The sequence below is a fragment of the Pseudonocardia humida genome (assembly GCF_023898865.1).
In the GTDB taxonomy this organism is placed as follows: Bacteria; Actinomycetota; Actinomycetes; order Mycobacteriales; family Pseudonocardiaceae; genus Pseudonocardia; species Pseudonocardia humida.
Genome location: NZ_JAGSOV010000078.1, coordinates 18,812 through 31,855 on the forward strand (window position 1 = coordinate 18,812; position 13,044 = coordinate 31,855).

Consider the following 13,044-nt stretch of genomic DNA (forward strand, 5'->3'; position numbering starts at 1 on the left):
GGGGCCGGGTCAGCTGGTGAGGGAGGTGCCGTAGGCCTGGATGGTGCCGTCGACGTCGTCGTGCATGGCGTAGACGGCGAACTGGTCGACGCCCAGGTCCGCGAGCTGGGCCAGCTTCTCCCGGTGCGCCGGGACCGGCCCGAGCAGGCAGAACCGGTCGACCACCTCGTCGGGCACGAAGTCGGTCGAGCGGTTGCCCGCGCGGCCGTGGTGGCTGTAGTCGTAGCCGTCGCGGTCCTTGATGTAGCCGGTCAGCTCGGCCGGCACCGACGCGGACGACTCCCCGTAGCGGGTCACCAGGTCGGCGACGTGGTTGCCGACCATGCCCCCGAACCAGCGGCACTGGTCGCGGGCGTGGGCCAGGTCGTCGCCCACGTAGGCCGGCGCCGCGACGCACATCGTGATCGAGGCCGGGTCGCGGCCCGCGGCCTCGGCCGCCGCGCGCACCGACTTGATCGTCCACTCCACCAGGTACGGATCGGCCAGCTGCAGGATGAACCCGTCGGCGGCCCGACCGACCAGGTCGAGCGCCTTGGGGCCGTAGCCGGCCATCCACACCGGCAGCTCGCCGCCCGGCGTCACCCACGGGATCCGCAGCGCGGTGCCCTCGACCTCGACCTCGCGGCCCTCGGCCAGCTCCCGGATCGCGTGGATCGAGGCCTCCAGCCGGGCCAGCGTCGTGGGCTTGCGGCCCTGCACGCGCACCGCCGAGTCGCCCCGGCCGATGCCGCAGATCGTCCGGTTGCCGAACGCCTCGTGCAGGGTGGCGTGCATCGAGGCGATGACCGACCAGTCCCGGGTGGCCGGGTTGGTGACCATCGGCCCGACGACCAGCCGCGAGGTCCGGTCCAGGATCCGCGGGTAGATGACGTAGGGCTCCTGCCAGAGCACGTGCGAGTCGAACGTCCAGCCGTGGCTGAAGCCCAGCTCCTCGGCCAGCACCATCCGGTCGACCAGCAGCTGGGCCGGGGGGTCGGTCTGCAGGACGAGTCCGATGTCCATCGCGCTCACCTGAGGTACTGGCAGGTCGTGCGCTTCTGGAAGGCGCCGTCGCCCGCCTTGCCCAGGTACTCGCCGCCGTCGACGACCACCCGGCCGCGCGAGAGCACGGTGGAGACCTTGCCGGTGGTCTCGCGGCCCTCGTAGCAGGAGTAGTCGACGGCCATGTGGTGCGTCTTCGCCGAGTGCACCTGGGTGGCGGCCGGGTCGTAGAGCACGATGTCGGCGTCGGCGCCGGGGGCGATGGTGCCCTTGCGCGGGTAGAGCCCGAACATCTTCGCCGGCGTCGCGCAGGCGATCTCGATCCAGCGCTTGCGCGAGATGCGCCCCTCGACGACGCCCTGGTGCAGCAGGTCCATCCGGGTCTCCACGCCGGGCAGCCCGTTGGGGATCTTGGAGAAGTCGCCGATGCCCATGTCCTTCTGCCCCTTGAAGCAGAACGGGCAGTGGTCGGTCGAGACCACCGACAGGTCGTCGGTGCGCAGCCCGCGCCAGAGGGCGGCCTGGTGCTCGGCCGGGCGCAGCGGCGTCGAGCAGACGTACTTGGCGCCCTCGAAGCCGGGACGGGCCAGGTCGTCGGTGGACAGGAACAGGTACTGCGGGCAGGTCTCGGCGAAGGCGTTGAAGCCCTCGTCGCGGGCCTGCTGGACCTGGGCCAGTGCCTGCGCCGCGGACAGGTGCACGATGTAGATCGGCGCCTCGGCCACCTGGGCCAGCTTGATCGCCCGGTGGGTGGCCTCGGCCTCCAGCAGGGCGTGGCGGACCTCGCCGTGGTAGCGCGGATCGGTCTGGCCCTTGGCCAGCGCCTGCTCGATCAGCACGTCGATGGCGATGCCGTTCTCGGCGTGCATCATCGTCAGGCCGCCGGTCTCGGCGCCCTTCTGCAGCGCCCGCAGGATCTTGCCGTCGTCGCTGTAGAAGACGCCCGGGTAGGCCATGAACAGCTTGAAGCTGGTCACGCCCTCCCCGATGAGCGCTTCCATCTCCTTGAGAGAGGAGTCGTTGACGTCGGCGACGATCATGTGGAACGCGTAGTCGATGGCGCAGTTGCCCTCGGCCTTGGCGTGCCAGGCGTCCAGGCCCTCGCGCAGCGAGCCGCCCATCGACTGGATCGCGAAGTCGACGATCGTGGTGGTGCCGCCCCAGGCCGCGGCCCGGGTGCCGGTCTCGAACGTGTCGGCCGACTGGGTGCCGCCGAAGGGCATCTCCATGTGCGTGTGCGCGTCGACGCCGCCGGGCACGACGTACTTGCCGGTGGCGTCCAGGACCGTGTCGGCCGTCCAGCCCTGCGCGAGCTCCGAGCCGGACGCGGCCAGCGCGACGACCCGCTCGCCGTCGACCAGGACGTCCGCGGCCAGCTCGTCGGCGGCGGTGATCACCAGTCCGTTGCGGATGAGGGTGCGGGTCATCGCTCTCCCTCGCTGCGCTCGGTCGGCAATGCCCCAGGGCGCTGTGTCGATGATTCGCTCGCAAGCTCGCTCATGCGGTGATCTCCTCATCGGTGGTGGGGGCGCCGGCGGCGAGCCCGCCGTCGACCTCGCGGATCGCGGCGATGAGCGCGGTGAGCCCCTCGGTGGCCTCGTCGGCGGTCAGCGTCATCGGTGGGGCGATGCGCAGCACGTTGCCGTGCAGCCCGCCCTTGCCGACCAGCAGCCCGCGCCGCTTCGTCGCCTCCAGCACGGCCGCGGCCAGCTCGGGCGCCGGGTCGCCGGGGGTGCCGGTGCCCGGGCGGACCAGCTCGACGCCGATCATCAGGCCCTTGCCCCGGACGTCGCCGACGATCGGCGAGCCCAGCGCGCGCAGGCCCTCGATCAGCACCGGGCCGTGCCGGGCCGCGTTGGCCTGCAGGTCGTGGTCGAGGAGGTAGCGCAGGTTGGCCAGGGCGCCCGCCGAGGTCAGCGGGGAGCCGCCGAACGTCGAGATCGAGTTGGCGCCGAGCGAGTCCATGACCTCCGCCCTGGCGATCACCCCGCCCATCGACAGCCCGTTCCCGACGCCCTTGGCGAAGGTGACGATGTCGGGGGTGAAGCCGTGCGCCTGCCAGCCCCAGAAGTGCTCGCCGGTGCGGCCCCACCCGGTCTGCACCTCGTCGGCGATGATCAGGATGCCGTGCTCGCGCAGCACCTCGGCCAGGGCACCGAGCAGCCCGTCCGGGCCGTGGGTGAAGCCGCCGACGCCCTGGATGGGCTCGGCGATCAGCGCCGCGACGTCGCCGCCGGACTGGTCGAGCACGTCGCGCAGGTCGGCCACGCAGGCCGCGATGAACTCCCCGTCGGACAGGCCCGCGAACGGCGAGCGGTACCGCTGCCCGCCGTGCACGTAGTACGTCTGGAACGGCGACAGCGACGTCGGCGACCACGACCGGTTGCCGGTGATCGCGATCGTGGAGAACGACCGGCCGTGGTAGCTGTTGCGCAGCGCCAGGATCTGGTTCGACCGGCGCAGCGACGAGGCCAGCAGCAGCGCGGCGTCGTTGGCCTCGGTGCCGCTGGTGGTCAGGAAGACCTTGGCGTCCGGGATCGCCGACACCGCGGCGATCTGCTCGGCCAGCTCGACCATCGGCCGGTTCAGGTACAGCGTCGAGCTATGGATGATCTTCCCGGCCTGGTCGGCGACGGCCTTGGTGACCTCCGGCAGCGCGTGCGCGGTCATCGTGGTCAGGATGCCGCCGAAGAAGTCCAGGTAGCGGGTGCCGTCGTCGGTCCAGACGTAGCGGCCCTCGCCGCGCTCGATCTCGATCGGCTCGTCGTAGTAGATCGCCAACCAGGACGGCAGCACCGCCCTGGTCCGGCCCAGCAGGTTGTCGTGCTGCGACGTCCGCTCGCCGTGCGCCGACGGCCCGTTCATTGCTGCACCAGCGGTCCGTAGGCCTCCGGGCGGCGGTCGCGGTAGAACGCCCAGGTCTGCCGGACCTCGTCGATCAGCCCCAGGTCGAGGTCGCGGACCAGCAGCTCCTCGTCGTGGCTCGACGCCGTCTCGCCGACGAACTGGCCGCGCGGGTCGACGAAGTAGCTGGTGCCGTAGAAGTCGTTGTCGCCGTACTCCTCGACGCCGACCCGGTTGATCGCGGCGATGAAGTACTCGTTGGCCACCGCGGCCGCCGGCTGCTCCAGCTTCCACAGGTAGGACGACAGGCTGCGGCTGGTGGCGCTGGGGTTGAACACGATCTGCGCGCCGGCCAGGCCGAGCGCCCGCCAGCCCTCCGGGAAGTGCCGGTCGTAGCAGATGTAGACCCCGACCTTGCCGACCGCGGTGTCCCACACCGGCCAGCCCAGGTTGCCCGGCTTGAAGTAGTACTTCTCCCAGAAGCCCTTGACCTGCGGGATGTGGTGCTTGCGGTACTTGCCCAGGTAGCTGCCGTCGGCGTCGATCACGGCCGCGGTGTTGTAGTAGTTGCCCGAGCTCTCCAGCTCGAACACCGGCACGACCAGCACCATGCCGGTCTCCTTGGCCAGCGCCTGCATCCGCTGGACCGTCGGACCGTCCGGCACCGGCTCGGCCCACCGGTAGTGCTCGGCCTCCTGCACCTGGCAGAAGTAGGGCGCGTTGAAGACCTCCTGGAAGCCCATGACCTTCGCGCCCTGCTCGGCCGCGCTGCGCGCGTAGGACTCGTGCACGTCGATCATCGAGGCGGTGTCGCCGGTCCACTTGGCCTGCAGGATGGCCGCGCGCACCACGCCGGCTCCCGGGTCGCTCATGTCCCTGTCCTCCTGATGCCGCCGAGGGAAATGCCCACCGTGATCCGCCGGGCGGCCGACCGCAAGACCCCTCGCGGGCCCGACACCCGCTCGTCACACGAACGGTCGCGGTGACCGCGCCGGCACCCGACCGGCGCAGTGGCGTGATCACGCCACGCGGACTACCCCGCCACGGTATGGAACCGACACCCGGCCGTGACCTATGGTCGCCGACAGCGCGGCTGTGCGCCGCCGGGAAGGATGACCGTGGACTGGGTTTCGGCAGGGTTGGCGCTCGTCTGCCTCGCGGTCGTGGCGCTGCACCTCGCCCGGCTCGCCGTGCACGCCACGGCGTTCGGCGACATCCCCGGCGGGCCGGTCGGCGAGGTCTCCCACGCCACCATGGCCCTGGGCATGGCCGCCATGTTCTCCCCCCTCGGCGACCCGCTGCCGGCTCCGGTGTGGACGGTCGCGTTCGTGCTGTGCGGGGCCTGGTTCGCGGCGGTCGCGCTGCGCACCCGCTCCTTCGACGGCGACGCCGGCCACCACGTCGTGGGCAGCGCGGCGATGCTGTTCATGCTGCTCAGCGGGCACGACCACACCGCCGTCGACGCGACGGCGGACGCCGCCCACGCCGGGCACCACGGCGCCGCGGGCGGCGGCGTCGGCGCGGTCTCGCTGGTGGCGATCCTGCTGGCCGGCTACTTCGCCTGGCACGCGCTGCGCTGCTCCGACCGGCTGCGCGTCGGCGGGCACGACGCCCCGAGCGCCGACGCCGCATCGCCCGGCACCGCCGCGGTCGCCCAGCGCACCGGGGTGCTCCGCTCCACCGGGACTGCCGCACTGGCGCACGTGGTGATGGCCGTGGCGATGACGGTCATGCTGCTCACGATGGTCTGAGCCGGTGCGACGTGCGGGGTGAGCCGGTCCGGGTGCGGCCCGCCGGGGCGCGCTCGACGCCGCCGCGCGCGCTGCGCGCCGGGCTGGCCGCCGGGCTCGCCGTCGCGGCCGCCGTGCTCGCCCACGCCGCGGGCGGCGGGTCCGTCGACCCGGGCGGCGCGGCGTGGGCCTTCGCCGCGCTCGTCGCCCCGGCCTGGTGGCTGGCCCGCCGGGAGCGCGGCTGGGGCGCGATCGCGCTGACCCAGCTCGGCGCCCAGCAGCTCGTCCACGTGCTGCTCTCCAACGCAGGCGAGCACGCCGCCCACGGTGCCCACGTCCTCGTCGGCGCCGACGTGATGCTCTACGCGCACCTGGCCGCGGCCGCGCTGACCGGCGCCTGGCTGCGCTGGGGCGAGCGCAGGGCGTGGGCGGCGGTGCGCCGGTTCCTGCTGGTCGTGCTGCCGCACCTGCCCCCGGTCGGGGCGGCGCCCGCCGTCGGGCTGCCGTGCCCGCCGGTCCAGCACCCCGCCGGTGCGCTGCTGCGGCACGCCGCCCCCCGCCGCGGCCCCCCGGTGCCCGCCGCCTCCTGATCCCCCGCCCGCCCGGAGTTCAGGAAAGCCACGATGCCGCCCCCAGCGGGCAGCATCGTGGCTTTCCTGAACCGGGTGGGCCGTCCCCGGCTCCGGTCGGGACCGCCGGCCGCCCCGAGCGGAGCGCGACCCCGCGCCCGCCGTCGCGGCGCGCCGCCGTCCCGCCGAGCCGCTCCCCGTCCTGCCTGGAGACACCCGTGACCACGACCGCCGGCCCGCCGGACACCCCTACCACCACCACCGAGCCGCCCACCCCGACCCCGACCAGCCCCGGCCTGTGGGCGCAGCTGCGCCCGCTCGTGCTGCGCCTGCACTTCTACGCCGGGGTGCTGGTCGCCCCGTTCCTGCTGGTCGTCAGCCTGACCGGGCTGGCCTACGTGTTCAGCCCGCAGCTGTCCGACCTCCTGTACGGCGAGCGGCTGCTCGCCCCCGACCCCGGAGCCCCCGCCCGCCCCCTGGACGAGCAGGTCGCCGCGGCCGTCGCCGCGCTGCCGCAGGGCTCGCTCAGCAGCGTCACCGTGGCGACCGACCCGACCCGCAGCACGGCCGTCGCGTTCGACGTCGACGGGCTCGCCGAGGACATCCAGCGCACGGTCTACGTCGACCCCGCGTCGTCGCGGGTGCTCGGCACCCTGGACACCTGGCTCGGCTACTCGCCGCTGCAGACGACGCTGGACGGCCTGCACCGGCACCTGCTGCTCGGCGAGCCGGGCCGGCTCTACTCCGAGACGGCGGCCAGCTGGCTGCCGGTGCTGGTGATCGGCGGGCTCGCGCTGTGGATCGGGCGCCGCCGGTCCCGCCGCCGGGACCTGGTCGTGCCGCCGGCCACGGCCCGGCCCGGGCGGGCGCGCATCCGCGGCTGGCACGCGGTGACCGCGCTCTGGCTGACGGTCGGGCTGGCCTTCATCAGCGTCACCGGCCTGACCTGGTCGACCTACGCGGGGGAGCGGTTCCAGGCCGTGGTGACCGCGTTCGACGGTTCGAGGCCGCAGCTGGCCGCGGAGCCGGTGCCGGTGGTGGCGGGAGCCGCCCCGATCACCGTCGGCGAGGCCGTCGAGCGGGCCAGGGCCGCCGGGCTGGCCGACCGGCTCGCCGTCACCGTCCCGACCGAGCCGGGCGGCGTCTACACCGTCGCCGAGGACGCCGACGGCATCCCGGTCCAGCGCGACGAGGTGGCGCTCGACCCCTACACCGGCGCCGTGGTGGAGACCGTGCGCTGGGACGACTTCCCGGTGCTGGCCAAGCTCACCACCATCGGCATCTCCGCGCACATGGGCCTGCTGTTCGGGCTGCCCAACCAGCTGCTGCTGGCCGCGCTCGCCGCCGGGCTGCTGTGCGTGCTGTTCTGGGGCTACCGGATGGCCTGGCTGCGCAGGCCCACCCGGGCCGGGGCCCGGCTGGTCGCCCCGGCCCCGCGCGGCACGATCCGGGCGCTGAGCCAGCCGGCGGCGTTCGTCGTCGTGCTGGCGGCGGTGGCGGCCGGCTGGCTGATGCCGCTGTTCGGCCTCAGCCTGCTGGCCTTCGTGCTGGTCGACGCCGCCCTCGGCGCCCTCGCCCACCGCCGCCTCCGCGCCCGCCCCTGACCCCGCCTGCTCCCTGCTCCCTGCTCCCGAATGTCAGGAAAGCCACCATCAGGACGCCTGGTGTCCTGAAGGTGGCTTTCCTGACACGGGGGTGGGGCGGGCGAGGGCGCGGGTTGGGTGGACGGCCCAGGTGGACGGGTCGGGGTGGACGGGGCTCAGGTGGACGGGTCGGGGTGGACGGGGCTCAGGTGAAGCGGTCGATGAGGTCGGTGACCAGCAGGACGACGAACAGCGCCGAGGCCGCGGTGAGCATCGCGTTGGACAGCCAGCCGGAGCGCCCGTCGCGGGCGATCCGCCGGGAGTTCAGCAGCAGGATCAGCGAGATCCCGAGGAACGGCATGAACGCCGCGCCGAGCACGCCGTACACCAGGGTCACCGCGAACGGCCGGTCGATGAACAGCAGCCCCATCGGGGGCAGGGTCAGCCACAGCAGGTACCCCCGGAACGGCAGGCTGCGCTCGGCCTCGCTGGCCCGGTAGCCGGTCGCGGTGCCGTCCGGGGTGCCGGCCAGCGCGGTGTTCGCGGCGTCGGTGTCGCCCTCGGCCGTGCCCGCCGCCGCCGGCACGCCGACCTCGGCCTTCGCGCCGTGCGGCAGCCGGATCGTCCGGGTCCAGTCGGCGAACAGCAGGCTGACGCCGTTCCAGACGCCGAGCAGCGAGGTCCAGGTGACGGCGAGGAAGCCGATCAGGAACAGGATCCGCGCCCAGTCGCCGTACCGGGCGCCGAGTTCCTCGCCCAGGGTCAGCAGGCCGGTGTCGCTGGCGGTGAGCTCCTGGCCGAGTAGGATCTCGGCGCCGACGATCAGCATCGCGATGACGAAGATGCCGGTCATCACGTAGCCGATGGTGTTGTCCAGGCGCATCATCGACAGCCAGCCGGTGCCCTTCCAGCCCTTGGCGATCATCCAGTAGCCGTACGCGGCCATCGTGATGGTGCCGCCGACCCCGCCGACCAGGCCGAGCACGTAGACCACCGAGCCCTCGGGCAGCCGCGGGACCAGCCCGTTCGCCACGTCGAGCAGGTTCGGCGAAACCAGCACCGCGATCGACACCACCGACACGAACTTGATCAGCACCAGCACGGTGATGAACTTCTCGAAGACCGCGTAGCGCTGGATCCAGACCAGCACCAGGCCCAGCACGCCGGCGATCATCGCCCAGTACCGCACCGACAGCCCGCCGAACAGGGCGTTGAGCGGCAGCCCGACGGCCGACATCGCGGTGGCGCCGTAGACGAAGCCCCAGATGACGATGTAGACGCCGAAGAAGACGGTGGCCCAGTAGCCCAGCCGCCGCCAGCCGTCGAGCAGGGTGCTGCCCGAGGCCAGGTGCCAGCGCCCGACGCCCTCGGCCAGGGCCAGCTTCAGCACGGTGCCCAGGACGGCGGCCCAGAGCAGCAGCGTCCCGTACTGGGCGCCGGCGACCATGGTGGCGACCAGGTCGCCCGCGCCGACGCCGGTGGCCGCGGCGAGCAGGCCGGGACCGACCTGCTTGAGCCGGGCCTTCGTGCCGGTGGGCGGGGTCGACGCGGTGGTCGCGGGGGGACCCGGATCGCTCATCGCCCGCCCCCGCCGGGCTCGGTCGGCGCTGCGCCGGGGCGCGGTGCTGGTGATCCGCTCGCGAACTCGCTCAAGGCTGCACTCCTCGTCGCCGGGGGAGGAACAGGCGCCGCCGGGCCGGGCGGTGAACCGACGGTAGAGGCGATGGCCACCCCGGCGCACGACCCGATGCGGTTTTGTTCACCGTCGGGCTGCGCCCGCGTCGATCGGGTGCGCTGATCCATGCAAGTGCCGGAAGGTGCCGCCCGCTCCGACGGATTAGATTCAACAACGGCAAGCGAGGCAGGACGGCAGGGGAGCCCCGGGCATGACGAGCATCGAACAGGTCAAGGGCGGCATCATGCAGGTCTGCAACCAGATCCAGGAGAGCAACAGCACGTTCGAGCACGGCCGTTCGACCCTGGAGCAGGCCTCGGCGATGCTGACGCAGGTCACCAGCGGCACCACCCAGGCCGACGTGTCCGACGTCACCGCGGCGCTGAACCGGGCCATGGACAGCGCCCAGGAGGCCCAGCAGGCCGCGAGCGCGGCGATCCAGGCGGCCGAGGACGTCGCCGCACGGCTGTGACGCCGTCCGTCGCGGAAGGCCGCCGGTGAGCCTGCCGCGGGTCTGCGTCGACGCCGCTGGGCGGCCGTAGCCGGTGGTCGTTTTCGGGCGCCGCCGGCGCATCCGGGAGGCCTACGAGGCCCTGTGCACGTCCATCGCGACCGCGCTCGGCGGCGCCGAGACGGCCGCGGAGCGGGTCCGCCGCGCGCACCTCGACGCCGTCGTCGAGCTGCTGCTGCGGGAGAAGGGGCTGGCCGCGGCGCGGGCCGACCCGGCGCTCGCCCGGGTGCTGGCCAGCTCCGGCGTCGCGGACGTCGTGCGCCGGGTGGAGCAGGACGCGAGCGCGCTGGCCGTGCCCGACGAGGTCCCCGCCCGGCTTTCGGCGATCGTCGCCGACGCGGCCATCGGCGCGGCCGGCGACCGGGGCACGAGCTGGTTGGAGCGCACCGGCGACCTGGACGGCACCGGCGCCCTGCCCGGCCTGTGGCGGATCGGCACCGCCCGGCTCGGCGGCTCGGCGCCGTTCGACGTCGCCGTCCCGCTGCTCGACGAGTCCCACCTGCAGGTCACCACGGCCCTCGACCGCCGGGAGGCCGGGATCGCGGTCGTGCAGGGCCTGCTGATGCGCGTGCTCAGCACGGTCGAGCCGGGCGCCGTCGAGCTGCACGTCTGGGACGTCGGCCAGCTCACCGGCCCGCTGCCCGACCTGCACCCGCTCACCCGCACCGGCCTGCTGACCGTGCACGACCCGAGCGGGCTCGCGCCGCTGCTCGAGGAGCTGTCCGACCGCATCCGCCGGGTGCACAACCGGGTCCTGATCGACGGCCAGCCCTCGCTGCGCGCGCTCGCGCAGGAGACCGGCAAGCGCGACGAGCCGTGGGTCGTCGCGGTGCTGGTGGGCAACGGGCAGGCGCTGCCCGACGACGAGCACCGCCAGCTGCAGCGGGTGGCCCGCGGCGGGCTGGCCTGCGGGGTGCACCTCGTGCTCGTCGACGTGCCGCTCGCGATGGGCGCCCCGGTGGAGACCATCGCCTTCACCACCAGCGGCCTGGTGACCACGAGCATGACCGGCCCGCACGCGCAGGTCGAGCCGGACGCGCCGCTGGAGCCCACCGCGGTCAGCGCGGCCTGCCACCGGATCGCCGACGAGCACGACGTCCGCCGGGCCCGGATCGGCACGTTCGTCGACCTGCTGCCGGACAAGCCCGGCACGCAGAGGTCGATCGCCGGGCTGCACGCGCCGATCGGGTTCGACGGGGGGCGCGACCGCCAGCTGCTGCTGGTCGACGCCTCCCCGCACGCCCTCATCGGCGGGCCGAGCGGCTCCGGCAAGACCAACCTCCTGCTGGCCATGATCGCCTCGATGGCCAGCAGGTACAGCCCCGACGAGCTGGAGCTGTACCTGCTCGACTTCAAGGAGGGCGTCTCCTTCGCCCAGCTGGCCCCGAGCCGCCAGGACGAGTCCTGGTTGCCGCACGCCCGGCTGATCGGCGTCAACATCAACACCGACCGGGAGTTCGGGCTCGCGCTGCTGCGCTTCCTCTCCGCCGAGCTGCGCCGCCGGGCGGAGGCGGCCAAGGAGCACGGCGTCGCGAAGCTGGAGGACCTCCGCGAGGTCGACCCGGACGGCCGGTGGCCGCGGATCGTGGCGGTCGTCGACGAGTTCCAGTACCTGTTCGGCGTGCGCGACACCGTCACCCGGGAGTCGATCAGGCTGCTGGAGGACGTCGCCCGGCGGGGCCGCTCCCAGGGCATCCACCTGGTCCTGGCCAGCCAGGACGTGTCCGGGATCGAGGCGTTCTGGGGCCGCCCGGCGATCTTCGAGCAGTTCGTGGTGCGGATCGCGCTGCCCCGCGCCCGGCGCATCCTCGACGAGCGAAACGAGGCCGCCCTCGACCTGCCGCGCTGGCACGCCGTGGTCAACCACGAGTCCGGGATCCGGCACGGCAACGAGATCGTGCGGGTGCCCAACGCGAGCGCCCGCGGCACGGTCGACGTCGTGCAGCGCCACCTGCACGCCCTCTACGCCGAGCAGAACCCGCCGCCGCGGCTGTTCGACGGCTCCCGCTCGCCGCGGACCGAGGACCTGCTGGCCGGCGCCGCTCCCGGCGGCGAGCCGATCGCCCTCGTCGGGCAGGTCATCGACGTGGCCGGCAGCCCGGCCACCGTCCCGCTGCCCGACGTCCCCGGCCGCAACCTCGGCGTGCTCGGCCCGGGCCTGCGCGACGCCGTGCGGCTGCTGGACTGCGCGGGCGCCGCGCTCGCCGCGACCCACCAGCCGGGCACCGCCGAGGTGCTGCTGGCCCCGCTGGTCGTCGACGCGCGCAAGCCCGCCGACCGGCTCGCCGCCCGGTTCGCCGACCACGGCCACAGCAGCCGGACCGTGCCGCTGGAGGAGTTCGGCGAGCGGATCCGCGAGCTGGCCGCCGAGGTCACCGCGCGGCACGCCGGGACCCCGGGGCGCCCGGTCGTCGTGGTCCTCTACGCGGCCGACGCCGCCGAGGCCGTGCTCGACCGCCCCGGCACCGACGCGCTGCGCACGGTCCTCCACTTCGGCCCCGAGGTCGGCGTGCACGTCCTGGGCTGGTGGCGCAGCGTCGCCCGGCTCAAGGCGCTGCTCATCGGCGGTGCCGCCGTCGACGACCTGGGCGCGTGGGTCGCGCTCGACGTGCAGGGCACCGAGGTGCAGACCCTGGTGCCCGGCATGCTGCTGAGCTGGTCGCCCCGGCCCGGTCGGGGCCTGTGGTTCGACCGGGCCCAGCACGCCGACCCCGAAGTGATCATCGTCCCGACGCCGGAGGAGGACCTGTGACCGCGGCCGACCGTCCGGGGGACCGGCTGACCAAGCGGCGGGCGGTGTCCCCGGCCACCGCCTACAAGCAGGCGATCCTGGAGGTCACCGGGGGCATGGAGGGCGAGGTCAAGCGCAACGACGAGCGCGTGCGCCAGCTGCGCGAGCGCGTCGCCGAGCTCGACCGCGACCTGTCCACCGCCGCCGACCGCAGGCTGCTCGTGCGCATCGCGGCCAACCTCGCCTGGGAGGACGCGCTGGAGGCGCTCTGGGTCGAGTCCTGGATCACGATGCGCCCGTTCCCCAAGCCGGACCGGATGGCCAAGGCAGGCGACGCGATGGAGCTGGGCGCCGAGATCGAGCAGCGGGCGAACGAGCTGCTGGCCGCCGTGCGGGGTCGCGGCGGCGGGCGGCGCTGAA

At 73.9% G+C, this 13,044-nt stretch carries 11 protein-coding genes; 6 read left to right on the forward strand and 5 right to left on the reverse strand.

Features of this window, described 5'->3' with window-relative positions; all coding sequences use genetic code 11:
• Nucleotides 1–9: 9 nt before the first annotated feature.
• From KDL28_RS34580 to KDL28_RS34595, 4 genes are all read right to left on the reverse strand, one after another.
• The gene (locus KDL28_RS34580) at nt 10–1,002 is read right to left on the reverse strand and encodes a TIGR03842 family LLM class F420-dependent oxidoreductase (RefSeq protein WP_252445483.1); all 993 of its coding nucleotides are present in this window, start codon (nt 1,000–1,002) and stop codon (nt 10–12) included.
• A 5-nt stretch (nt 1,003–1,007) separates the two neighbouring features.
• Nucleotides 1,008–2,408: a dihydropyrimidinase gene (hydA, locus tag KDL28_RS34585; protein ID WP_252445485.1), complete on the reverse strand. Its 1,401-nt coding sequence runs from the start codon at nt 2,406–2,408 to the stop codon at nt 1,008–1,010.
• Between the two features lie 70 nt (nt 2,409–2,478).
• A complete protein-coding gene (locus KDL28_RS34590) occupies nt 2,479–3,846 on the reverse strand; it encodes an aspartate aminotransferase family protein (protein WP_252445487.1) in 1,368 nt (455 codons plus the stop codon).
• The gene (locus KDL28_RS34595; protein WP_252445489.1) at nt 3,843–4,697 is read right to left on the reverse strand and encodes a nitrilase-related carbon-nitrogen hydrolase; all 855 of its coding nucleotides are present in this window, start codon (nt 4,695–4,697) and stop codon (nt 3,843–3,845) included. The genes KDL28_RS34590 and KDL28_RS34595 overlap by 4 nt, the downstream gene beginning before the upstream one ends.
• Nucleotides 4,698–4,943: 246 nt before the next feature.
• Between KDL28_RS34595 and KDL28_RS34600 the strand changes: the two genes are divergently transcribed.
• From KDL28_RS34600 to KDL28_RS34610, 3 genes are all read left to right on the forward strand, one after another.
• Nucleotides 4,944–5,576, forward strand: a complete 633-nt coding sequence (locus tag KDL28_RS34600; RefSeq protein ID WP_252445491.1) for a DUF5134 domain-containing protein — start codon at nt 4,944–4,946, stop codon at nt 5,574–5,576.
• Between the two features lie 11 nt (nt 5,577–5,587).
• Nucleotides 5,588–6,145, forward strand: coding sequence for a hypothetical protein (locus KDL28_RS34605; protein WP_252445493.1), 558 nt, complete (start codon nt 5,588–5,590; stop codon nt 6,143–6,145).
• A 197-nt stretch (nt 6,146–6,342) separates the two neighbouring features.
• Entirely contained in the window at nt 6,343–7,728 is a 1,386-nt protein-coding gene (locus KDL28_RS34610) for a PepSY-associated TM helix domain-containing protein (protein ID WP_252445495.1), read from the forward strand.
• Between the two features lie 184 nt (nt 7,729–7,912).
• Here KDL28_RS34610 and KDL28_RS34615 read toward each other — a convergent pair whose 3' ends face one another.
• The gene (locus KDL28_RS34615; RefSeq protein WP_252445497.1) at nt 7,913–9,286 is read right to left on the reverse strand and encodes an Nramp family divalent metal transporter; all 1,374 of its coding nucleotides are present in this window, start codon (nt 9,284–9,286) and stop codon (nt 7,913–7,915) included.
• A gap of 307 nt (nt 9,287–9,593) precedes the next feature.
• On the opposite strand from KDL28_RS34615, the gene KDL28_RS34620 reads away from it, so the two are divergent.
• The 3 genes from KDL28_RS34620 (at nt 9,594) to KDL28_RS34630 (ending at nt 13,043) form a co-directional block, all read left to right on the forward strand.
• Nucleotides 9,594–9,854, forward strand: coding sequence for a hypothetical protein (locus KDL28_RS34620; protein ID WP_252445499.1), 261 nt, complete (start codon nt 9,594–9,596; stop codon nt 9,852–9,854).
• A 73-nt stretch (nt 9,855–9,927) separates the two neighbouring features.
• Nucleotides 9,928–12,645: an FtsK/SpoIIIE domain-containing protein gene (locus KDL28_RS34625; RefSeq protein WP_252445501.1), complete on the forward strand. Its 2,718-nt coding sequence runs from the start codon at nt 9,928–9,930 to the stop codon at nt 12,643–12,645.
• Nucleotides 12,642–13,043: a hypothetical protein gene (locus KDL28_RS34630; protein ID WP_252445503.1), complete on the forward strand. Its 402-nt coding sequence runs from the start codon at nt 12,642–12,644 to the stop codon at nt 13,041–13,043. The genes KDL28_RS34625 and KDL28_RS34630 overlap by 4 nt, the downstream gene beginning before the upstream one ends.
• The last annotated feature ends 1 nt before the right edge of the window (nt 13,044 follow it).

Coding starts and splice junctions, on each gene's coding strand:
- KDL28_RS34595 (WP_252445489.1), bottom strand. CDS start 4,697: ATGAGCGACCCGGGAGCCGGCGTGGTGCGCGCGGCCATCCTGCAGGCC.
- KDL28_RS34590 (WP_252445487.1), bottom strand. CDS start 3,846: ATGAACGGGCCGTCGGCGCACGGCGAGCGGACGTCGCAGCACGACAAC.
- KDL28_RS34580 (WP_252445483.1), bottom strand. CDS start 1,002: ATGGACATCGGACTCGTCCTGCAGACCGACCCCCCGGCCCAGCTGCTG.
- hydA (WP_252445485.1), bottom strand. CDS start 2,408: ATGACCCGCACCCTCATCCGCAACGGACTGGTGATCACCGCCGCCGAC.
- KDL28_RS34620 (WP_252445499.1), top strand. CDS start 9,594: ATGACGAGCATCGAACAGGTCAAGGGCGGCATCATGCAGGTCTGCAAC.
- KDL28_RS34615 (WP_252445497.1), bottom strand. CDS start 9,286: ATGAGCGATCCGGGTCCCCCCGCGACCACCGCGTCGACCCCGCCCACC.